Source organism: Streptomyces sp. NPDC006687 (assembly GCF_040636215.1).
Classification (GTDB): Bacteria; Actinomycetota; Actinomycetes; order Streptomycetales; family Streptomycetaceae; genus Streptomyces.
In genome coordinates this window covers 1-21,220 of record NZ_JBEYJJ010000022.1, presented here as the reverse complement: position 1 = coordinate 21,220, position 21,220 = coordinate 1, and the positions used below count along the sequence as shown (strand labels likewise).

Sequence of the window (21,220 nt, the reverse complement as noted above, 5' to 3'; positions counted from 1 at the left end):
GACGGACGCCGCCGGACGCGCGTGAGCCCGTCCGGGCCGCTCTCCGGCCGGGCTCACGCGTTCGCCGGGCGGGCTCAGGCCGCCGGCAGGGCCGTCTGCGGCTGACCGACGGGGGAGCCGGCGGCCGCCGGGGCGGGGGACTTGCGCATCCCCTTGAGTGCGACCACGACCGCCGTGGTGACCACCGTGCCCGCCGCGATCGCGATCAGGTACAGGAACGGGCTCCCGATCAGCGGCAGGACCCAGATGCCGCCGTGCGGGGCGCGCAGGGTGGAGCCGAAGGCCATCACCAGACCGCCGGCGGTCATGCTGCCGGCGATGCCCGCCGGGATGACCCGCAGCGGGTCGGCCGCCGCGAACGGGATCGCGCCCTCGGTGATGAACGACGCCCCGAGCACCCAGGCGGCCTTGCCGTTCTCCCTCTCCTCGGGGGTGAACAGCCCGCGCCGGACGGTGGTCGCCAGGGCCATGCCCAGCGGCGGGGTCATTCCGGCGGCCATCACCGCGGCCATCACCTTGAGGCTCCCGGCGTCCGGGGCGGTGCCCGCGGCGGTGAGCGCACCAGCGGCGAAGGTGTAGGCGACCTTGTTGAGCGGGCCGCCCATGTCGAAGGCCATCATGGCGCCGAGCAGGGCGCCGAGCAGGACCGCGTGGGAACCGGAGAGGCCGTTCAGCCAGCCGGTCAGAGCGTTCATCGCCGAGGCGATCGGCGAGCCGACCACCACGAACATCAGGAAGCCGACCGCCGCCACCGACAGCAACGGGATCACGACCACCGGCATGATGCCCTTGACCGCCCTGGGGACGTTCCACCGGATCATCCACAGCACCAGGAAGCCCGCGACCATGCCCGAGACGATGCCGCCGAGGAAGCCCGCGCCGACCGCCACCGAGACGGCGCCGCCCGCGATGCCGGCGGCCAGTGCCGCCCGGTCCGCGATCGCCCAGGCGATGTACCCGGAGAGGACCGGGACCAGGAAGCCGAAGGCCGCCTTGCCGGTCTGGAACAGCATCGCCGCCCAGCTGTGCGAGGAGGTCCACTCGAAGTGGCCCAGTACGGACGGGGCGGAGGCGATCTCGTAGCCGCCGATCGCGAAGGCGAGGGCGATCAGCAGGCCGCCGGCCGCGACGAACGGGATCATGTGGCTGACGCCCGTCATCAGGTACCTGCGCAGCCGCTGGGCCCAGTGCTCCCCGGTCGGCGGGCGCGGCGCGGTGGCCGGGGCGGGGACGGCCGCGTCGTCACCGGTCCTGGTGACCATCCCGGCAGCCTGGGCTATCAGGTCGTCGGCGCGGTGGACGGCGGCCTTCACGCCCACGTCCACGGTCGGCTTGCCGGCGAAGCGGTCGCGGTCGCGGACCTCGACGTCATGGGCGAAGATCACCGCATCCGCGGCCGTGATCACCTCGGGGGCGAGCGGCGTCGTGCCGGCCGAGCCCTGGGTCTCGACGTCGATCCGCGCACCCGCCCGGGCGGCGGCCAGTTCCAGGGCCTGGGCGGCCATGTAGGTGTGGGCGATGCCGGTCGGGCAGGAGGTCACCGCGACCAGCCGCAGCCCGCCGCCGGTGGCGGCCGGGGCCGCGGGACCGGCCGGTGCCTCCTCGCCGTTGATCCGGTCCGCCACCTCGCGCGGACTCTCGGCCTCGCGCAGGGCGCCGGTGAACGCGGGGTCCATCAGCCGGCGGGCCAGCGCGGCGAGGATCTGCAGATGGGTGTCGTCGGCGCCGGCCGGTGCCGCGATCATGAAGATCAGGTCGGCGGGACGTCCGTCCGGGGCGTCGAAGTCCACTCCCGCGGCCCTGCGTCCGAAGGCCAGGCTCGGCCGCGTGACATGGGGTGATCTGCAGTGCGGGATGCCGATTCCGTCGCCCATCCCGGTCGGGGCCTGGGCCTCGCGGGCGGCGACATCGGCGAGGAATCCGTCGAGGTCCGTCACCCGCCCCTCGGCGAACAGCCGTTGGGCGAGGGCGCGGAGGGCTTCGCTCTTGTCCTCGGGGGCGAGGTGGAGGTCAACAAGTGCGGGTGTGATCAGTCCGCTGGTGTCGCTCATCGTGTCGGTCCTTCAACTGGTGGCTGACGGTGTTCCCTTGCCCCCGGGAAATGGCCGCCCTTCCGTCCCACACGGTCGGGCGTGGTGCCTCCGGCGCGGACGCCGGACGTTCGCCTGTGCGGTGCCCGCTCGGCCTACGGGGGTCCGCGGCCGCGCTGGTGCCGTGCCCGGCGCACGTCCCTCCTCTCAGGAGGGTGTTCTCAGCCGCGGAGCGGTCGTTCGAGCGGGATGTCCGCCGTCACGGCCACCGCGGCCGGGTCGAGGTCGGCCGGGGTCGGCATGACGCTCCCCGGCAGTTGTACGGCGGCGGCGCCGTGCGCCAGGGCCGCCGCGAGTGCCCCGGGGCCGGTACCACCGGCTCCGAGGAAGCCCGCGAGGGAGGCGTCGCCCGCTCCCACGTCGCTGCGGACGGCGGCGGCCGGTGCGCTGCCGTACCAGCGGCCCTCCTCGGAGATCAGCAGCATCCCGTCCGCACCGAGGCTGGTGAGGACCTGCTGGGCGCCGCGCGCCCGCAGTTCCCCGGCGGCGTCCACGGCGTCGCCGACGGTGGCGACCGGGCGGCCGACGGCCTCGGCGAGTTCTTCCCGGTTGGGCTTGACCACGTCGGGGCGGGCCGAGAGCGCGGCCAGCAGCGCGGGCCCGGAGGTGTCCACGGCGATCCGGGCGCCGCCCGAGTGCGCCTGCGCCACCAGCTCGGCGTACCACCCGGGCGCCAGTCCGCGCGGCAGACTGCCGCAGCAGGCCAGCCAGTCGACGTCCTCGCCCGTGCAGTCGTCGCGGACGAGCGCCAGCAGCGCGGCCGACTCGGCGGCGCTGAGCTCGGGGCCCACGGCGTTGATCTTCGTGAGCTTGCCGTGGTCTTCGGCGATCGAGACGTTGATCCGGGTGTCGCCGCCGATCGCGACCGCCCCGACCTCGATGCCCTGGCGGCGCAGCAGATCGGACAGGAGCTGCCCGGAGAAGCCGCCCAGCGGCAGGACGGCGCGGGTGCGGTGCCCGGCGGCCGTGAGCGCGCGGGAGACGTTGACGCCCTTGCCGCCCGGGTCGAGCCGGTCGTGCCTGGCCCGGTTCACCTCGCCCGGGGCGAGCGCCGCGAGCTCGTAGGTGCGGTCGAGGCTGGGGTTGGGGGTGATGGTGACGATCATGCGCGGATGACTTCCGGTCCGTGGTTCTCGATCTCGGCGGCCTGTTCGTCGGTCAGCCCGGTGTCCGTGACCAGGACGTCGACCTGGTCCAGCGAGCCGAACCGGGCGAAGTGGCGGGCGCCGAACTTGGAGGAGTCGGCCACCAGGACCACCCGCCGGGCGCCGGTGAGCATGGCCCGTTTGACGGCCGCCTCGGCGAGGTCCGGCGTCGACAGACCGCCCTGCGGGGAGAAGCCGTTGGTGGCGACCACCGCGACGTCCGCGTGGACGTCTGCCAGGTCACGCAGGGCCCAGGCATCGACGGAGGCGTGGGTGCGATGGCGCAGCCTCCCTCCGATCAGGTGGAGTGAGAGGCCGGGGTGGTCGGCCAGGCGGGCCGCGACGGGGAGGGCGTTGGTGACGACGGTGAGGGCGCAGTCGGCGGGCAGCAGGCCGGCCAGCCGGGAGACGGTCGTCCCCGCGTCCAGGATCACGCTTCCCTCGCTCGGCAGCAGGGCCAGGGCGGCCCTGGCGATGCGTTCCTTCTCGGCCGCGGCCGTGGAGTCCCGTTCGGCCAGGCCCGGCTCCAGGTGCAGTGCGCCGGCGGGCAGGGCGCCGCCGTGCACCCGGTGCAGCAGGCCGGCCCGGTCAAGGGCGCTCAGATCGCGCCGGATGGTCTCCTGCGTGACGCCGAAGTCCTCGGCCAGCGCCGGCACGTCCACCCTGCCCCGCTCCTGGGCCAGGCGGAGGATCTGTTGCTGCCGCTCAGGTGCGTACATGTGGGATTGGGTCCGTTCATGTCTGTTCACTTCCGATGGAGCCCGACCTTACGCGCCCCCGCCGGAAAAGCAAGAGAACGCTCAATCGGCCTCTGGACGCCTGATCGTGCCCGAATGTGTTGACATCCCCCGAGGATCGGACGTAGAACCAATCGAAACAACACGCTTACGGGCGTGAAACCACGTACCGCCCCGGTCCCCCGTCCTTGCCCCCGTACGTGAGGACCGGGCACGAACCACGACGTCGCGCGCCCCACCCCCTGCGCGCCCGCCGTGCCCTACTCCCCCCGCCGGCCCGGCTCCCACCCGGTCCGGCGCTCGTCTCTCTCCCGAGGAATTCCATGCACTCGATCCAGGTCACCATCGGCTCCGCGAGCGGCCTGCACGCCCGCCCGGCCTCCCTGTTCGTCCAGGCCGCCGGCCGGCAGCCGGCCCGGGTCACCGTCGGCCGTCCCGGCCAGACCCCGGTCGACGCCCGGAGCCTGTTGTCCGTCCTCGCCCTGGCCGCGGACCACGGCGAGACCCTGGAACTCACCGCCTCCGGCGACCGGGCCGAGGACGCGCTGAAGGCGCTCGCCGCCCTGCTCGCCTCCGACCTCGACGCAGCGGCATGAGGGAACCGATACGCGGGATCGGCGTCGGCACCGGCAGTGCCGCCGGCCCCGTCGCCCGGATGGCACCCGCACCCGTGCTTCCCGCCCCGAGGCCCGTCACCGAACCGGCGGCCGAGGCCGCGGCGGTGCGCGCGGCCCTCGCGGCGGTCGTCACGGACCTGCACGAGCGCGCCGCCCGTGCGCACGGTCCGGGCTCCGAAGTGCTCACGGCCCAGGCCATGATGGCCGCCGACCCGGTCCTCGCCGACCGGGCCGCCGCACTCGCCGAACAGGGCACCGACGGAGCCCACGCGCTCGCCACCGCCTTCGACGCCTTCCGCGCCGCGCTGGTCCGCGCCGGCGGCTACTTCGCGGAGCGCGCCGCCGACCTCGACGACCTGCGCGACCGGGCGGTGGCCCACGTGCTCGGCCTGCCCGTGCCCGGCCCGCCCGACCCGGGACACCCGTACGTCCTGGTCGCCGACGATCTGGCGCCCGCCGACACGGCGCTGCTCGACCCCGAGCGGGTGCTGGCCCTGGTCACCGTACGCGGCGGGCCGACCAGTCACACGGCCATCCTCGCCAAGGCGCTCGGTCTGCCGGCCGTCGTCGGCTGCGCCGCCGCCGCGGAGCTGGAGGACGGCCTGCCGGTCCTGGTGCACGGCGCCGACGGCATGATCGAGCCCGACCCGAGTCCGGAGGCGGTCGAGCGGGCCGCCGCGCGGGAGCGCCGCCGGCGCGAGCGGGCGGCCGGTTTCCAGGGGCCGGGCCGGACCGCCGACGGCCACCCGGTCTCGCTGCTGGTCAACATCGGCGCGCCGCACGAGCTGGCCGGGGCGGCCGCCGCCGACGCGGAGGGGGTGGGCCTCTTCCGCACCGAGTTCCTCTTCCTGGACCGCACCGAGGCGCCGGGCCTGGCCGAACAGGCCATCGCCTACCGGCAGGTCTTCGCGGCCTTCGCCGGCCGCCGGGTGGTCGTGCGCACCCTGGACGCGGGGGCGGACAAACCGTTGCCCTTCGTCACCTGTGCCGACGAGCAGAACCCCGCTCTGGGCGTGCGCGGCCTGCGGACGGCCGACCGGGATCCGCAGCTGCTGGAGACCCAGCTCGCCGCCATCGCCGAGGCGGCCGCGGAGAGCACCGCGCAGGTCTGGGTGATGGCCCCGATGGTGTCCGTCCCCGGGGAGGCCGCGGCGTTCGCCGCCCGGGTCCGTGCGCACGGCCTGCCGATGGCCGGGGCGATGATCGAGGTCCCGGCCGCCGCCCTGCGGACCGACCGGCTGGCCGAGGTCTGCGACTTCTTCAGCATCGGCACCAACGATTTGGCCCAGTACACCTTCGCTGCCGACCGGATGCTGGGCGCCCTCGCCGGACTCCTCGACCCGTGGCAGCCGGCCCTGCTCACGCTGGTCGCCACCGCCGCCCGCTCGGCGGTCACCCACGGCCGTCCGATCGGCGTCTGCGGCGAGGCAGCCGCGGATCCGGCCCTCGCCCTGGTGCTGGTCGGTCTCGGGATCACCAGTCTCTCCGCCGCTCCCGCCGCGCTCCCGGAGGTCCGGGCGGCGCTGGCCGGCCACACCCTCGCCGAGTGCCGGGCCCTCGCCGAGCTGGCCCTCCTCGCGGATGACGCCGCCGACGCCCGGCACAAGGTCCGGTCACGCATCGGGGGAGCCTGACCCCGGGGCGGCTCGGGTCTCCGGCCGCAAGCGGTGCCGCGTCGGAGGAAAGCCGCTCCCGCGACCGGGATGTCGTACCGGTCGCGGGAGCGGCTTGCCGTCAGGACGGGTCGCCGTACTGGAGGCCGCGTCCGTTGGTGCCGATGTAGACGCGGCCGTAGGTGTCGGGGTCGCCGGTGATGACCCCGACGCTTCCGATGCCGCCCCACTGGTGGGCGTCGTCGTTGACGCGGAGCCAGGTGGCGCCCTGGTCGGTGGAGCGGAACACGCCGGTGACGTCCTTGACCGTACCGATCAGGTACAGGGCCTGGTAGGAGGTACCCGACGCGGCCTTGCCGAAGCCGAGGGCGGAGGCGGACCGCACCGTGGTGAGCGTGGTGAAGGTGCGGCCGCCGTCGGTGGAGTGCAGCAGCCCCTTGGCCCCGCCCGCGATCCACAGGTCGCCCGCGACGCCGGGGACGGCCTTGAGCCGGCCGTCGGGCAGGCCGGTGGCGCGGGCGGTGAAGGTCGCGCCGCCGTCGGTGCTGGCGTAGAGCGTGCCGCCGGACAGCGAGTAGAAGGTCCTGGCCGAGGAGCGGTCGGCGACGACGACGGCGTCCGCGCCCAGGCCGCCGGCCTTCGACCAGCTCGCCCCCCTGTCCGTCGAGCGGTACGGGACCTGCCCGGCCTGGGTCCAGACGATGGCCGAGCCGTCCGCCGAGAGCGCCACATGGCCGCTGTCGGCGCTGCCCACCGGTTCCGACGCGAAGCCGTTCCAGCTGATGCCGCCGTCGGTGGACCAGGCGCCGTCCTTCTCGCCGCCCTTGCCGACACGGACCATCACCGCGGGGTTGGACTGGGCGAAGTCGATGCCGGTGCTGTTGGACATCGTCGGGTTCTTCAGCCGCCCGGCGGGCACCTCGGTCAGGGAGCCGTGGCGGAATCCTCCCTGGTCCCCCATGGCCGTGATGACCTGGGCGCCGCCGGGCGGGGCGATCGCGTCCAGCAGTGCGGTCTCCTCCAGCCCCCGGGCGCCCACGCTCCAGTGGCTGGTGCCTCCGCTGTCGGAGGCGTTGGCGTCCTTGCTGCGCAGGATGCCGTTGCCGGTGCCGTACAGCACGTGTCCGGAGTCGAAGGGATCGATGGCCAGGGCGGTCATCCAGTGCCCGGTGCCGGTACCGACGTAGGGAGCGGCGGAGGCGTCCCGTACCGAGGAGTCGGCCAGCGCCTTCCAGGTCGTGCCGCCGTCGGTGGTCCGGTAGATCTCGTCCTGCGGCCACCAGCGGTCGAGGGTGGTGACCATCACCGTGGAGGGCTTGCGCGGGTCGACGGCCAGGCCGGAGAACCCGTAGCTGCCCTGGGACGGGGAGACGTTCTTCCACGCCCCGCCGGCCGGGGTGTGCTTCCACACCGAGCCCCCCGTCACGCCGTTGGGTCCGAGGGCGTTGGTGTACGACACGTACAGCGAGCCGTCACCGGAGAGCACGCCGTGCTGCGGCAGCTGGCCGGTGGGCTGTCCGGGGACGGCCTGCCAGGTGCTGCCGCCGTCGCTGGAGCGGTACAGGGAGGTGGACCGGTCGGCGACGCCGACGTAGACCGTCCTGCTGCCGGCGGGGCCGTACGTGACGAAGGAGATGCCCGCGCCGCTGCCCGCCCCGTCCTTCACGGGGAAGGAGGAGACCTGGCTCCACGTCGCGCCGTGGTCGGTGCTGCGCCAGAGGCCGTTCTTACGGGTGCCCAGCAGCAGGGTGCCGTTGTCCGCCGGGTTGACCGCCAGCCGCTCTCCGGCCCCCCGGCCGTCCTCGTTGCCGCCCAGCTTGAAGGGCAGCTCGGTGCGCTGGAAGGTGCGGCCCCGGTCGGTGGAGCGCAGGATCGCGCCGTTGCCGGCCCAGTTGTTGGTGTAGGTTCCCGCGGCGAGGTAGAGCCGGCCCGGGTCGACCGGGTCGGTGGCCAGCGCGTCGATGCCCAGCAGGTTCCAGTCCTTCTCGCCGAGCCAGTCGGTCAGCGGGATCCACTGCTCGGCGCCGATGTCCCAGCGGTAGGCGCCGCCCATGTCGGTCCGGGCGTACAGCAGGCCCTTCTCCCGCGGGTTGAACACCAGCCCGGTGACGTAACCGCCGCCCACCACCTGGGCGTTGCGCCAGGTGTACGGTCCGGATCCGGGCGTCTGGCCGCCTGCCGCCTTCACCAGCTTCCACTGCTGGTTGGTACTGCCGTGGCCGGGGTACTGGATGACGGCCGCGCCGTCGGCGGTGGATCCGCCGGAGACGTCCAGGGCCTGGCCGCTCCCGCGGGAGGTGAGGACGACGGCGTCGGAGCCGCTGACCTCGTCGATCCGCCATTGCTGGGAGACGGAGGAGCGGTCGGTCTGCTGCTCGGCGGCGGCCGCCTGGCCGGTCGAGTCCCCCGCTATGCCGAGGACCTTGCCGCTGTTGCGGTTGACCAGCTCGTAGTAGCCGTCCCCGGTGGGGCGCAGCCTCCACTGCTGGTTGGCGGTGTTCTGGTCGGTCCACTGCTGGATGCGGGTGCCGTCGGCGGTGGAGAAGGCGTTGACATCCAGCACCTTGCCGCTGCGTACGGAGACCAGCCGGTAATAGGCGTCGCCGTCGACCGTCGCGGCCTGCGAGTCGTCCTGGACGAACAGGAGGTACGGCACGAGGACGGCGGGTACGCCGAGCAGCAGTCCGGTCCCGGCCCAGCGACGGCGGTGACGCCCGCGGCGCCCGCCGTTGGTGGCGTGGTTCATGGTGAGGTGTTCTCCTTGCGTGGTGCGTGTCACCGTGGAACGGGCAGGTCAGCGCTGCAGGGTGAGGAGAGCCGGCCGGTAGGGCAGCCGGTCGTAGGGGCCGCCCGCGGCCGGGGACTTGCCCTGGTAGAGGAACTGCAGGTGGCAGGGGTCGATGGTCATCGTCTGGTCGGGGTTGTCACGGACCAGGTCACCGTGGCTGATGTCGTTGGTCCAGGTGGCACCGCTGTTCGCCTTGCCGGCGAAGGGGTTGCTCTCGCTGCCGGCCTGCGCGGTCCACGGACCGTTCAGGCTGGAGGCCGTGAACGAGCGGAAGTAGCGGACCTGGTTCGCACCCCTGGCCTCGACGATCATCACGTACTGGTTCCGGCCCTTGACCGTGTAGACCTGCGGCGCCTCGAACAGGTGGTCCGGCGTGTCGCTCATGACGGTCGTGTACGAGGAGCCGAAGTTGCCGGGGAAGTTCCCGATCGGCATGCTCGCCCGGTAGATCTTGCCGTTGTCACCGGCGAAGAAGAGGTACATGTTCTTGTCGTCGGCGATCAGCGTCTGGTCGATCGGGCCGGTCGGGGATTCGGTGCGGGGGATGCTGCCCGTGAACAAGGGTTGCGGCGCGGACCAGCCGTTGGGGTTCGCCGGGTCGTTCGACGTGCGGTAGATGAAGGGCCACGGACCCCACTGGTACGCCAGCACCCAGACCTTCTTGGGTGCGAAGTAGAACAGCGTGGGCGCCACCGCGGGCTGGCTCATCCCGGTCTGGCCGGCCGACGCCATGTCCGGCCAGTTCGTGAAGGGGGCGAACATCATCGAGCCGTAGGACGATCCCGTGAAGTCCGAGGCGTAGACCAGGTGCTTGCCGTTGTACGTCACGGTGGTGAAGTCCTTCAGCGAGGCCCACCCGTTCGCGGGCTGCGCCAGCGCACCGGTCGACGTCCACTGGTACGTCGACGGAAGGGCACACGTGCCGCCCGTCGGCCCGGACGTCGTCGGGGCCGGCGTTCCGGGGCCGGTCCACTTCTGGTTGCCGCCGGACCAGCAGGAGTAGAGCTGGATCCGGGTGCGGTTGGCGGTGCCCCCGCCGACGGCGTCGAGGCACAGCCCGGACTGGACGCCGGAGATCGTGCCGTCGGTGTTGAGGTTCCACTGCTGGCCGGGGCCGCCGGTGCAGTCCGCGATGACCGCCGCCGTGCCGTTGGCGGTGCCGTCGGCCAGGGCGCTCAGGCACTTGTCGCCGTAGACCGTCAGCTGCTTGCCGGCGGTGTAGGTCCAGCGCTGGTTGGTCTGCCCGTTGCAGTCCCACAGTTGTGCCTGCGTGCCGTTGGCGGTGCTGGAGTTGTCGATGTCGATGCACCGGCCGGAGGCGACGCCCTTGACCGCCCCGGTACCGGTCCCGCCGGTGGCCCCGCCGGCGGATTTGAGGGCGTTGACGACGGCGGTGTAGGCCGGCTTGGGCTTGCCGTTGTCGTCGAACAGCAGGGGGCTCTCGCCGCGGCGCCAGGAGTCGCTGTCACGGATGCCCCACACCGTGATGCCGGTGCACCGGGCCACGGACAGGCACGCCTTGACCGTGTCGGCGTAGTGGACGGGTGATGCCTGGGCGATGTCCAGCTCGGTGATCTGCACGTCAACGCCGAGGGCGGCGAAGCCGGACAGGGTGGTCCGCAGGCTGGACGGCGGGCCGCCGAGGCCGAAGTGGCTCTGGAATCCGACGCAGTCGATCGGCACGCCGCGGGACTTGAAGTCCTTGACCATGGCGTAGACGCCCTGGGTCTTGGCGTCCGACCAGTTCTCGATGTTGTAGTCGTTGTAACAGAGCTTGGCCGCGGGGTCGGCCGCCCGGGCGGTGCGGAACGCCTCCTCGATGAAGCCGTTGCCCAGCACCTTCTGGAACACCGAGTCGCGGTGCTGGGTGGAGCCGTCGGCGAACGCCTCGTTGACCACGTCCCAGGCGTAGATCTTGCCCTTGTAGTGGGTCATCAGGGCGGTGATGTGGTTGTTCATCACGCTGCGCAGGGTGTTCGCGTCGCCGATCGATCTGACCCAGGCCGGGAGTTGCGAGTGCCAGACCGTGGTGTGGCCGCGCATGCGCTGGCCGTGCGCCGTGGCATGGTCGACGATCCGGTCGGCGGAACCGAAGGTGAAGGTGCCGCGGGACGGTTCGGTGGCGTCCCACTTCATCTCGTTCTCCGGGGTGATCACGTTGAACTCCCGGTCCAGCAGGGTGGAGTACGCCGACTCGCCCAGCCTGCCTGCGGCCACGGCCGTGCCGAAGTACCGGCCCGAGGGGGCCGCCTGGGTGCCCAGGGGGGTGACGGCTCCGGCGGAGCTGGGCAGGAGCGTCACGACGCCCGCCACCAGCGCCGCGGCCGCGAGTGCTGTCGTCACCGTCCGGCGCGGCCGGGTGAGCCGGTGCGTGCCCTTCATGATTCACCTCGGGGGTCGCGGGCCGTCTTGGGTGCCGCGGTCGTCGGGCGTGGGCCGGGCACCGGGGGGTGGTGGATGTGTCGTCTCATCGGGGACGGCTTCCTTCAGGCGGATGCGTACGGGGAAGCGGGGAGCCTTCCGCGCCGTCACGTCGGGGTGAGCGGCGGAAAGGAAACCCCACGAAGTGGAGGCATCCGAGCGCGTGGCCTCGTAACGAAAAAGTCGTCCCGGCCGGAGGATTTCCGGGTGATGCATCTCGCAGGCGGAAAGTGTTATGACGGGCCGCGTTCCCGGGCCGTCGCCGGGTAAGGGGGGCGAGAAGGGGGGACCGCGCTGACCGCCGGTGGGGGTTGACGCGGGGGGGGTGTCCGAGGAGCGCGTGTCAGCCCTGGGCCTTGCGCACGATGAAGGAAGCCTGCCCGGCGAAGGCCCGGGTGCCGTCGGAGCCGTCGAGCCAGACGCCGCCGTCGCGGTGGCGGATGACCGATCCCGGGTAGTTGTGCGCGTGCAGGGTCACCGCCCCGGCGGCCGCCGCGGGGCTCGGACAGAAGGTGGCGTCCTCGCGGAAGAGCGTGCTGCCGTCGTCGGTGCTCAGCTGGAGGCGCAGGTCACGGTGGCGCAGGTAGCGGCCGTCGGCCGCCCGGAAGGTCACGCATCGTGCCTCGGCCAGTCCCCGGACGACCGTGAAGGTGATCCGCCGGCGGGCCTGCGCGCTGCTGGAGGCGGAGACCCGGCCGAGCGTCGCGAAGTCGTCGGCGTACGAGAGGTACAGGCCCGGTTCGTCCACGGACTCCAGCGACTGCGCGCCCAGCGGGACGGTGCCCGCGACGGCGGAGGGACTCGCCTGGGACGGAGACGAGGAAGGTGACGGGGAGGGGGACGGTCCGGCTGACGTGGTGCTGCGCGACGGGGCCGGCGTGGGACCTCCCGCCGCGGGGGCGGCGGTGACACCTGGCTCCTGGGGAGCCGGCTCGGGCCAGGCCGCGTAGGTGGTGGCCCCGGCGACGAGCACCGCGCCGGCGGCGAGACTCACCAGCGGGTGAGCGGTCACCACGTGCAGCTTCCCGGTCAGCGCGCCGGACAGACCGCCGCCCCCGGTAGCCGTCCCGGCGGCGACGGGGGCCAGGGCGAGCCCGGCGGAGTTCGCGGCCGCACCCGACAGCAGCCCCTTGGCGGCCAGCGCGGCGACGAGCCCGGCCGGGACGGCCAGCGGGGTGAGGGTGAGCAGCAGCAGCTCCTCGGCAGGGACCCGCTGTGTCGTCGTGGCCCCGCAGACCGGGCAGTCGCGGGTGTGCCGGGCGATGCGCTTGCGCCACACCGAGGAACGGTCGCCGTCCCAGTCGGCGACGGTCTCGTCCAAGCGCGGACAGCGCGGGTCGGCCTCCAGCGCGGCGACGATCGTCCGGCTCAGGTCGAGCTGCTCGCGCATGCGTTGCAGGCGCACCCCGACGTGGGCGACGGTGAGCCCCGTCGCTGCGGCGAGGTCGTCCCGGCTCAGCAGGCCGGCGCACTCCTGCCACCACAGCGACAGCAGCACCCGGTGGTCGGGGTCGAGCCACCGGCCGGCTTCGACGACCCGACGGCGCTCGTCCGACAGGTGCAGCCGCAGCATCGTCGCGCCCTCGGGTTCGGCGCCGGCGTCCGGTATCCGCAGCGCCTCGTCGATGACCGCGGTCCGGTCGGCGACGGCGCGGTGCCGCTGCCAGTGCGTGGTGATCTGGCGCAGCGTGATCGCCACCATCCAGGACCGGAAGCTCTCGGGAGCACGCAGGGCGGGAAGGTCGCGCACCACGCGCAGCAGGGTCTCCTGGACGACGTCGTCGACGTCGGCGTCGGCCTCCGCGCTCAGGGCCCGCCGGACGATGTTGTAGACCAACGGCAGGTAGGCGGCGATCAGCTCCTCACGCGCCCGGCCGTCACCGGCCTGCGCGGAGACGACCAGCGCGGCGTGGTCCGCATCCATGAGCCCCGTTCCCACCTTCCTCCGCGCAGCGATCCGCCGAACACGGCCTCACACCCTAGCCCCCAACGGTGTGCGGCCAAACCCGGTGCCCTGGCCCACCGTTCGCGCGCCGGGGCCGGGGCCGGGTCGCCGGAACAGACACCGGCACCGCCGCCCCGGCGGCCAGAGCTCAGGGGGCCCGCCAGATGTTGGCGAAGGCCGCGTTCTCGATGGACCGCCGCTGGCGCACCGCCTCCAGTTCCATCACCGCATCGCTGACGGCGGCCAGCACGGTGGTCACCGCTTCGCTCTCCGGGCCGGGAGCGTCCTCGGAGGGTCCGCGGCGGATGCCGACGGCCGCGGCGAGCGCCCCGAGGACGGGTTCGTCCTCCTCCCAGCGCCCGCGCGCCCGCTGCCGGGCCGGTGAGTCGACGAGTTCCAGCTGCCCGGCCCCGAACGACAGGCGTCCGCGCCGCGCCGGGGACAGCAGGCCGGCCTCCTCGAACGCCCCCTGGTAGGCCGCGGACAGGTCGCGGCCCCGGCGCCACAGCCAGTCGTCGACGCGCTCGTACGGCTCCTGTCGCAGGAGCGCCGACGCCGCCGCCCCGAGCAGCTGGTCGTCCAGCCCCGGCTGCGGGCCGGGCAGGATGAGGTCGTCGTCCAGGGTGACGGCCTCCTCCGCGACGAGGTCGATCAGTTCGGCGCCGGCCAGGGCCAGAGACAGGTCGCCCTGCCCCACAGGGCGCTCGGGCGAAGCCTCCAGGGCGACGATGAACAGGTCTTGCGCCGTGGTCATGAAGGGCTCCCTCGTGGTCGGCCGAACCAGCCTCCCGCCGCTGCCGGCGGCGGTGTGGTCGCGATGCGGGTACGGGGCAAGTATCGCCCCTGGGCCGACCGGCCGAGCGGCCCCCGGCGCGGCACCGCCGCCGCGCGCGGCACGTTCGGCGCAGTCCCCGCCCCCGGTCGATGCCGACCGGACTTCAGCCGCGGGTGCGGTAGCCGGGGTGGACTCCGGGGGTCAGTTCCTGTTCGGCCGCGACGCGTTCGAGCAGGCCGAGCAGGTGCGTGCGCTGCTCCGGGTCGAGGGCGGCGAGCAGGGCGTCCTCGTGGGCCGCGGCCGCGCGGGAGACCGCGCCGAGGGTGCGCCGGCCCTCCGCCGTGAGGTGGAGCTCGTAGTTGCGGCGGTCCTCGGCGCTGCGCCGCCGTTCGACGAGGTCCTTGCCCTCCAGGCCGTCGATCAGTGCGACGACACGGCTCGGTACGACGCCCAGCTCCTCGGCGAGGGCCCGCTGGCTGCGCCCCGGCTGCCCGGCGACCATGCGCAGCAGTCCGACGTCCGCCGGGGTCAGTCCCAGGTGGCCGACACGTTCCGCGAAGCGTCCGGCGGCGTGCGCGCCGATCTGGGCGAGGAGGAACGCGGCCCCGCGCGGCCCGGTGGCCGGGGCGGAGCCCGTCGGATGCGGTTGCCGAGAACTGTTCACCGGCCTATCGTAAGCCACGTGAAATGATTCTCCCCAGTGAACGATTAACTTGAGAGAACGGATTCTGCCGTGACCGCCACCCCAGCGACCGCCGCCGCCCGCGAGACGCACAGCCGACGGGACTCCCAGGCCGGGCCGCCGCCCGGCATCCTCGCCGTGGTCTTCACCGCCCTCTTCCTCGCCGGGCTCGTGCTCAGCACCGTCCTCGCCGACGGGGACACCTTCCCCTCGCCCTTCGGCTCCGCCGACACGGTGACCTCCTACTTCCGCGATCACACCGACGCGGTCCGCCTGTCCGGAGCCCTGCAGTTCGCGGCATCGGTGCCGCTCGCGATCTACGCCGCCACCGTCTCGGCGCGCCTGCACAAGCTGGGCGTACGCGCCCCCGGCGCCACCATCGCGCTCGCCGGAGGCGTCCTCGCCTCGGCCTTCCTCGCCTGCTCCGGACTGGTCACCTGGGTGCTGTCCCGGCCCGAGGTCGCGGCGCACGGCGACGTCGTCCGGGCCCTGCAGTACCTGGCCTTCGGGCTCGGCGGACCCGGTCATGTCGTCCTGCTGGGGCTGCTGGTCGCCGGGATCGCCGTACCGGGGCTGCTCGCGGGCCTGTTCCCGCGTGCCCTCGCCGTGGCGGGACTTGCCGTCGCGGTGGTCGCCGAACTGTCCACGCTGGTCCTGCTGGCCGACGGGGCCGCCCTGCTGCTGCCGGTCGCCCGGTTCGCCGGCCTGCTGTGGCTGATCGCGGCCGGGTTCCTGCTGCCGCGCCGCCGCGTTCGTACGGAGGGCTGACCGCCATGACGAGTGCCGCCACCGCCGCCGCCCACGACCCGGCAGAACGCATGCTCCGCTTCCACCAGCCCGAGAAGGTCCTGCGCCACCTCGGCCCCGCGCCCGACGAGGCCGCGCTCGCAGCCCTGTTCGGGCTCGACCCGGCCGGCTACCGGACGCGCCTGGACCACTTCGAGGCGCGGAACCGGGCGGCCGCCGCCGCGCTCACGGCCGGACCGGGAGCGGCGGCACGCCTGGCCGGCCTGCCCTTCCGGCCGGGCGAGCACGTCGTGGCCGTGGGGGAGAGCACCACGGCCGACCGGCTGTCCTGGTTCGAGATCCTGCGGCACCTGCTTCCGGAGGGCGTGCGCTGCACGAACCTGGCCGTGACGGGCAGCACGACGACCCAGGCCCTGGCGAACCTCCCGGCGCTCACCTTCCAGCGGCCCGACTGGGTGCTGTGCATGCTGGGGGCGAACGACGTCCAGCGGCTGGACGGGGTCCCGCTGATCTCCGCCGCCGAGACCCGCCGCACCCTGCGGGCCCTGCGCGACCTGACGGTCCGGCGGACCGGGGCCCGGTGGGTCTGGCTCACCCCGGCCGGCGTCGATCCCGGGCGGGTCGCGCGGTACGTCCACTTCCGGCGGGCCGGCCTCGGCTGGGCCGGGGCGGACCTCGACGCCGTCGCGGAACTCCTGCTCGCCGAGCCGGAGGTCACGGTCGACACCCGGGCCGCCGCGCACGGCCACTGGGAGGAGGACGGCGTCCACCTCACCCCGGCCGGTCAACGCGGCGTCGCGGCGGCGGTGCTGGACGCGCTCACGACGGAACCGGGCCCGCCGTGACCGCGCCGGTGGGCTACCTCGGGCTGATCGTGACCCGGTAGGTGGTTCCGCTCCTCCCGTGGGTGCTCACGGTGACGGTCTGGCCGTGGCCGCTCCACCTGGCGTCGCGGCCCTGGATCGTGACGCGGTAGCCGTTCGGGTAGGTGTCCTTCGGCACGGTGATCTCGGTGGGTCCGGCGGCGTTGTCGCGGGTGCGGAAGGTGAGGGTGTAGGTGCGCGTGGCGGGGTCGTACGCGAAGGCGAGCGGGTCACCGGCCACGGCCCGCGCGTAGGGCTGGACGAGCAGCCGGGCGCTGGGCTTCACCGCGCCCGTCTGGTCGAGGAAGCAGTAGCCGCCGCCCCGGCACCACTGCCACCACGTCCAGCCGCTGGAGAAGCGGTCCAGGGAGGCCGTCATGTCGGTGACGAACCGGCTCGCGTGCGGGACGTACGGGTTGCCGCCCCACTCGCCGACGATCACCGGCATGCGGTGACGGGCCGGGTAGTCGCTGATCGCGGCCTCGTAGGCCGCGATGAAGGTGCCGTCGGGGTCGTAGTCCCCGCCCGTCTCCATCGCGGTCTCGTAGAAGTGCGGCGCGTACCCGGCGTGCGGGTCGTCGATGGTCCCCATCCGGGTGGGGACCCCCAGACCGACGATGACGGTGGGTTCGACGAACACCCACGACTTCCGGTCGACGAGACGCACCGCCCGCGCGAGGCGGTTCCACATCTCGGTGAGCTCCCCGGCCTCGAAGCGCGCCGCGGCGGCGGGGAGGTCCTCGCCCTCGAGGAAGCGCGCGAACGGCTCGTTCATCAGGTCGTAGCCGAGCAGCGCGGGGTGCCCGCCCAGGGCGGAGGCGACCGTCGTCCACATGCGGGCGTGCGCGGCGCGGAGGTCGGCGTCCTTGTACAGGTGGTCGAAGGCGGCCTGTACGGACGGCTCGAAGTACTCGGAGAACCAGTCCTCGGGTATCGGCCGGAACGGCAGGCCCTCGTCGCGCGTGGCCCAGGCGGGCACACCGCGGGAGCCGAAGTGCGGTCCGTACACGTCCTGGTGGGCGTCGAGGACGACCTTGACGTGGTAGCGGTCGGCCCAGTCGAGGATGCGGCGCATCTTGGCGAGGTAGCCGCGGTCGTAGTGCCCGGGCGCCGGTTCGAGGTCGTCCCAGAAGAACGCCAGGCGCGCGAGGTTGAACCCCCGGGCGGCCATGTCCTTGAGGTCGCTCTCGTGGATGTCGGCGAACGCGTCGGCGCCCCGGCTGCTCTTGTCGGCGAGGTTGAAGCCGCGCCACTGCAGCGCGCGGCCCTGGCCGTGGTGAAGGTGCGGCCGCCGACGGTGACACGGTCGGGGGCGCGGTCGGGGTGGGCCTGGGCCTGCGCGGGGAGGACGCCGAGCAGGAGGGCCGCCACGCCGACGGCGACGGGGGCGAAGCGGGAGGTCCGGCGCATGCGGGAGACCCTTTCGACGGAGCGTCTCTGACGAGCATCTGACGATGTGTCACGTGCAGGCCGGATGTTACTGACCGGTGAGGCAAGTTCCCATCGTTTCGCGGGAGTTGTTGGGGCGACTTCCCGATCCGCAGACCTCCCGGCCGCGCGGCCGGCCGGCGGGGTGCTCACGTCAGCAGGCGCAGCGCTGTCGCCGCGATGCCCAGTCGTACGCTCTGGCCCCAGGTCAGCTGGAGGGCATCCGCCTCCACGCCGTCGCCGAAGACCACGGTCCGGTCCGACTCCACCGTCAGCCGCAGCCCCTCGCGCTGGTCCGGATGCACCAGCCGCCGGTAGATCTCGTTCACCCGGTGTGCGTCCTCGGGGCCGTCACCGCACCTCGGTACGTTCACCCGACTGGATGGCCTCCGGTCGTGCGCCGTTCGCCGGACGGATCTACTGGTGGCCATGAGCGACCACGGTGATGAGCAGCTCTCGGCCACCGAACGCAGCGAGCTGGCCAGTTTGCGGCAGCGGATGGACGCCCTGGAGGGCGCCAGGCCGGCGCAGCCCTCACAGCACCACCCGTTTCGCTCGCTCGGCTCGGTGGTGCTGATTCTTCTCGCCGCGCTGTTGTCGGTGCTGTCCGTCGTGGCGGTGTGGGCCAACAGCATCGTGCAGGACACGGACCGCTACGTCGCCACCGTCGGGCCGTTGGCGAGCGATCCCGACGTGCAGGCGGCGGTCACCAACCGGGTCACCGCCGCCGTGCTGGCGCAGATCGACGTGGACGCGCTGGTCAAGGAGCTGACGGACGCGGCCGCGGACAAGAACGTCCCGCCGCGGGTGGCCACGTTGCTGGGCGGCCTGGACGGCCCGATCTCGAACGGTCTCAAGCGGGTGGTCAGCGGCACGGTGGAGAGGGTGGTCAGCAGCAGTGCCTTCGAGAAGGTCTGGGTGAACGCCAACCGCAGGGCCCACGCGGCGATGGACAAGGCGCTGACGGGTCACTCCGACAGCGCGGTCAGGCTGGAGAACAACCAGGTCGTCATCGACCTCGGTCCGATCGTCGCTCAGGTGAAGGACCAGCTGGTCGCCGCGGGCTTCTCGCCGGCCGCGAAGATCCCGGCCGTCCACACGGACTTCGTGGTGTTCGCGTCGGAAGACGTCGGCAAGATCAAGATCTATATGAGAGTGCTGGAGATCCTCGGCGGCTGGCTGCCCGTCATCGCGTTGCTGTTCGCGGCCGCCGGAGTGTACGCGGCGTTCAACCGCCGGCACGCGCTCATCGGGGCCGCGCTGGCCGTGTTCGTCGCCATGCTGGTTCTCGGGATCGGCCTCACCGTCGCGCGTGACGTCTATCTCAACCATCTACCCCCCGGGGCGTCCCAGGCCGCGGCGGGAACCGTGTACGACGCACTGGTGAAGTTCCTGCGGGCCGGTGTGCGGGCGCTCGCCGCGGTCGCCCTCTTCACCGCCGCCGCCGCCTTCCTCGCGGGGCCGTCCCGGTTCGCGGTCCTCACACGGACCGGTTGCCGCAGGAGCATCGGCGCCCTGCGCGACGTGACGACATCGGCGGGGTTCCGTCTCGGTGCGGTCGGACGGTTCGTCCATCGCTTCAAGCACTGGATCGGGGTGGCCATCCTGGTGATCGCCGCGATCGTGCTGTTCACCTGGAGCTATCCGACGACGGCTGTCGTGGTGTGGACCGCGGTGATCGTCCTGGTGGCCTTCGCGATCCGCGAGTTCCTGGACGACCGCGGCCCCGCCCCGGCGGCTTCGCCCCGGGCCGGTACCGCAGCCCACTGACCCTGCCCGTCCCGAGTGCCCCTGCCGAGTCACGTGTCCACCCCGGGAGCCGCTGCCATGGCCGAGAACCAACTGGACGGCCGCACCCTGCGGCACCGAACCGCACGGGAGCGGGCCGCGCTGGGCAAGCAGGCGCGGGCCGCCGTACCCCGCTCCAGCCACGTCGAGTTCTCGCCGGGGCCCGAGCGGCCGGATCCGTTGCAGATCATCGAGCGGCAGTCGGCGACGCGGCTGCCCGAACTCGTGCCGATCCGCTACGGAAGGATGTCCGAGTCGCCGTTCCGGTTCTACCGCGGGGCCGCCGCCATCATGGCGTCGGACCTCGCGGACACACCGAGGACGGGGCTCCGGGCCCAGCTGTGCGGTGACGCCCACATGCTGAACTTCCGGCTGCTGGCCTCCCCCGAGCGCCGGCTCATGTTCGACATCAACGACTTCGACGAGACGCTGCCCGGCCCGTGGGAGTGGGACGTCAAGCGGCTGGCCGCCAGCCTCGTCATCGCCGGCCGGGAAAACGGCTTCAGCACCAAGGAGCGGGCGAAGATCGTACGGGCCACCGTGCGGTCCTACCGCGAGAGCATGCGGGCCTTCGCCGGCATCGGCAACCTGGCCGTCTGGTACGCCCAGTTCGACGAGGCATGGGTACAGGGCCGGTTCGGGGCGGACCTGTCCGCGCGGGGCCGTGAACGCTGGGCGCAGGCCGTGACCAAGGCGCGTGCGCGGGACACGCTCCAGGTCTTCGACAAGCTCACCCGTGTCGTCGACGGCAAGCGCCGGATCACCCCGGACCCACCGCTCATCACTCCTCTGGAGGACCTGCTGCCGGACGCACCGCGCGGGCGGCTGGAGCAGCAGATCACCCGGCTGATGGAGCGTTACGGCACAACCCTCCAGTCGGACCGGCGGTTCCTGCTGGAGCAGTACCGGCTGGCCGACATGGCACGCAAGGTCGTGGGGGTCGGCAGTGTGGGCACGCGCTGCTGGATCGTGCTCCTGCTGGGCAGGGACGGCGAGGACCCGCTGTTCCTCCAGGCGAAGGAGGCCGGCGAGTCCGTGCTGGCGCCCTACGCCGGGCCCAGCGCCTGCTCGACGCAGGGCGAGCGGGTCGTCTCCGGGCAGCGGCTGATGCAGGCCACCAGCGACATCTTCCTGGGCTGGGAGCGGGTCGACGGAATCGACGGACGGCGGCGGGACTTCTACGTGAGGCAGTTGCGGGACTGGAAGTGGGTGGCGGTGGCCGAGGAGATGGTTCCGCGCGGCATGCGCACGTTCGGCGCTCTGTGCGGTGCGACGTTGGCCCGCGCGCACGCCAGGTCCGGTGACCGCATCGCCATCGCCGCTTATCTGGGCGGCGGCGACGCGTTCGACCGGGCGTTGGTGACGTTCGCGGAGCGGTACGCCGACCAGAACGAGCGGGACCACCAAGCGCTCGTCGGCGCCATCAAGGCCGGGCGGTTGCAGGCCGAGGCCGCCTGATCCGGGGAAACGTCACAGAGCGCCGCGCCGGCGGTGCTGTTCCTGCTGGTCGTCACCGGTGTGCTGCTGGTCGGCGCGGTGTTCGTCGTGGACGCCGTCCTGCCGCCGCGGGCGCGCCGCGGG

The 21,220-nt window shown here is 73.1% G+C and carries 16 protein-coding genes; 6 read left to right on the top strand and 10 right to left on the bottom strand.

Features of this window, described 5'->3' with window-relative positions:
* Nucleotides 1-74: 74 nt before the first annotated feature.
* From ABZ716_RS22715 to ABZ716_RS22705, 3 genes are all read right to left on the bottom strand, one after another.
* Nucleotides 75-2,051, bottom strand: a complete 1,977-nt coding sequence (locus ABZ716_RS22715) for a fructose-specific PTS transporter subunit EIIC (protein ID WP_358814238.1) — start codon at nt 2,049-2,051, stop codon at nt 75-77.
* Nucleotides 2,052-2,251: 200 nt separating this feature from the next.
* Nucleotides 2,252-3,196 carry a 1-phosphofructokinase gene (pfkB, locus tag ABZ716_RS22710; RefSeq protein WP_358814239.1) on the bottom strand — a complete coding sequence of 315 codons (945 nt, stop codon included), beginning with the start codon at nt 3,194-3,196 and terminating at the stop codon, nt 2,252-2,254.
* Nucleotides 3,193-3,954: a DeoR/GlpR family DNA-binding transcription regulator gene (locus ABZ716_RS22705; protein ID WP_358961215.1), complete on the bottom strand. Its 762-nt coding sequence runs from the start codon at nt 3,952-3,954 to the stop codon at nt 3,193-3,195. Before ABZ716_RS22705 ends, pfkB begins: the two co-directional genes overlap by 4 nt.
* A gap of 341 nt (nt 3,955-4,295) precedes the next feature.
* On the opposite strand from ABZ716_RS22705, the gene ABZ716_RS22700 reads away from it, so the two are divergent.
* Complete coding sequence (locus ABZ716_RS22700) at nt 4,296-4,568, top strand: HPr family phosphocarrier protein (RefSeq protein ID WP_358961212.1); 273 nt, start codon at nt 4,296-4,298, stop codon at nt 4,566-4,568.
* Nucleotides 4,565-6,223 carry a phosphoenolpyruvate--protein phosphotransferase gene (gene ptsP / locus ABZ716_RS22695; RefSeq protein WP_358961209.1) on the top strand — a complete coding sequence of 553 codons (1,659 nt, stop codon included), beginning with the start codon at nt 4,565-4,567 and terminating at the stop codon, nt 6,221-6,223. The genes ABZ716_RS22700 and ptsP overlap by 4 nt, the downstream gene beginning before the upstream one ends.
* A gap of 100 nt (nt 6,224-6,323) precedes the next feature.
* On the opposite strand, the gene ABZ716_RS22690 is transcribed toward ptsP, so the two are convergent.
* From ABZ716_RS22690 to ABZ716_RS22670, 5 genes are all read right to left on the bottom strand, one after another.
* Complete coding sequence (locus tag ABZ716_RS22690; RefSeq protein ID WP_358961206.1) at nt 6,324-8,948, bottom strand: RICIN domain-containing protein; 2,625 nt, start codon at nt 8,946-8,948, stop codon at nt 6,324-6,326.
* A 48-nt stretch (nt 8,949-8,996) separates the two neighbouring features.
* Nucleotides 8,997-11,372, bottom strand: a complete 2,376-nt coding sequence (locus ABZ716_RS22685; RefSeq protein ID WP_358961203.1) for a non-reducing end alpha-L-arabinofuranosidase family hydrolase — start codon at nt 11,370-11,372, stop codon at nt 8,997-8,999.
* Between the two features lie 382 nt (nt 11,373-11,754).
* Complete coding sequence (locus tag ABZ716_RS22680; protein ID WP_358961201.1) at nt 11,755-13,335, bottom strand: sigma-70 family RNA polymerase sigma factor; 1,581 nt, start codon at nt 13,333-13,335, stop codon at nt 11,755-11,757.
* A 169-nt stretch (nt 13,336-13,504) separates the two neighbouring features.
* Nucleotides 13,505-14,110: a GPP34 family phosphoprotein gene (locus ABZ716_RS22675; RefSeq protein ID WP_358814246.1), complete on the bottom strand. Its 606-nt coding sequence runs from the start codon at nt 14,108-14,110 to the stop codon at nt 13,505-13,507.
* 184 nt (nt 14,111-14,294) lie between these two features.
* Nucleotides 14,295-14,795: a MarR family transcriptional regulator gene (locus ABZ716_RS22670; protein WP_358961198.1), complete on the bottom strand. Its 501-nt coding sequence runs from the start codon at nt 14,793-14,795 to the stop codon at nt 14,295-14,297.
* Nucleotides 14,796-14,864: 69 nt separating this feature from the next.
* Between ABZ716_RS22670 and ABZ716_RS22665 the strand changes: the two genes are divergently transcribed.
* Nucleotides 14,865-15,581, top strand: coding sequence for a hypothetical protein (locus ABZ716_RS22665; protein ID WP_358961196.1), 717 nt, complete (start codon nt 14,865-14,867; stop codon nt 15,579-15,581).
* A gap of 5 nt (nt 15,582-15,586) precedes the next feature.
* The gene (locus ABZ716_RS22660) at nt 15,587-16,405 is read left to right on the top strand and encodes an SGNH/GDSL hydrolase family protein (protein WP_358961194.1); all 819 of its coding nucleotides are present in this window, start codon (nt 15,587-15,589) and stop codon (nt 16,403-16,405) included.
* A 13-nt stretch (nt 16,406-16,418) separates the two neighbouring features.
* On the opposite strand, the gene ABZ716_RS22655 is transcribed toward ABZ716_RS22660, so the two are convergent.
* The gene (locus ABZ716_RS22655) at nt 16,419-17,681 is read right to left on the bottom strand and encodes a cellulase family glycosylhydrolase (protein ID WP_358961288.1); all 1,263 of its coding nucleotides are present in this window, start codon (nt 17,679-17,681) and stop codon (nt 16,419-16,421) included.
* A gap of 319 nt (nt 17,682-18,000) precedes the next feature.
* On the bottom strand, nt 18,001-18,180 hold the full coding sequence (locus ABZ716_RS22650; protein ID WP_358961292.1) for a hypothetical protein: 180 nt from the start codon (nt 18,178-18,180) through the stop codon (nt 18,001-18,003).
* Nucleotides 18,181-18,280: 100 nt separating this feature from the next.
* Here ABZ716_RS22650 and ABZ716_RS22645 point away from each other — a divergent pair, with 100 nt between their 5' ends.
* Both ABZ716_RS22645 and ABZ716_RS22640 read left to right on the top strand, forming a co-directional pair.
* Nucleotides 18,281-19,621, top strand: coding sequence for a hypothetical protein (locus ABZ716_RS22645; RefSeq protein WP_358961287.1), 1,341 nt, complete (start codon nt 18,281-18,283; stop codon nt 19,619-19,621).
* A gap of 57 nt (nt 19,622-19,678) precedes the next feature.
* Nucleotides 19,679-21,097, top strand: a complete 1,419-nt coding sequence (locus ABZ716_RS22640) for a DUF2252 domain-containing protein (protein ID WP_358961191.1) — start codon at nt 19,679-19,681, stop codon at nt 21,095-21,097.
* Nucleotides 21,098-21,220: the final 123 nt, after the last annotated feature.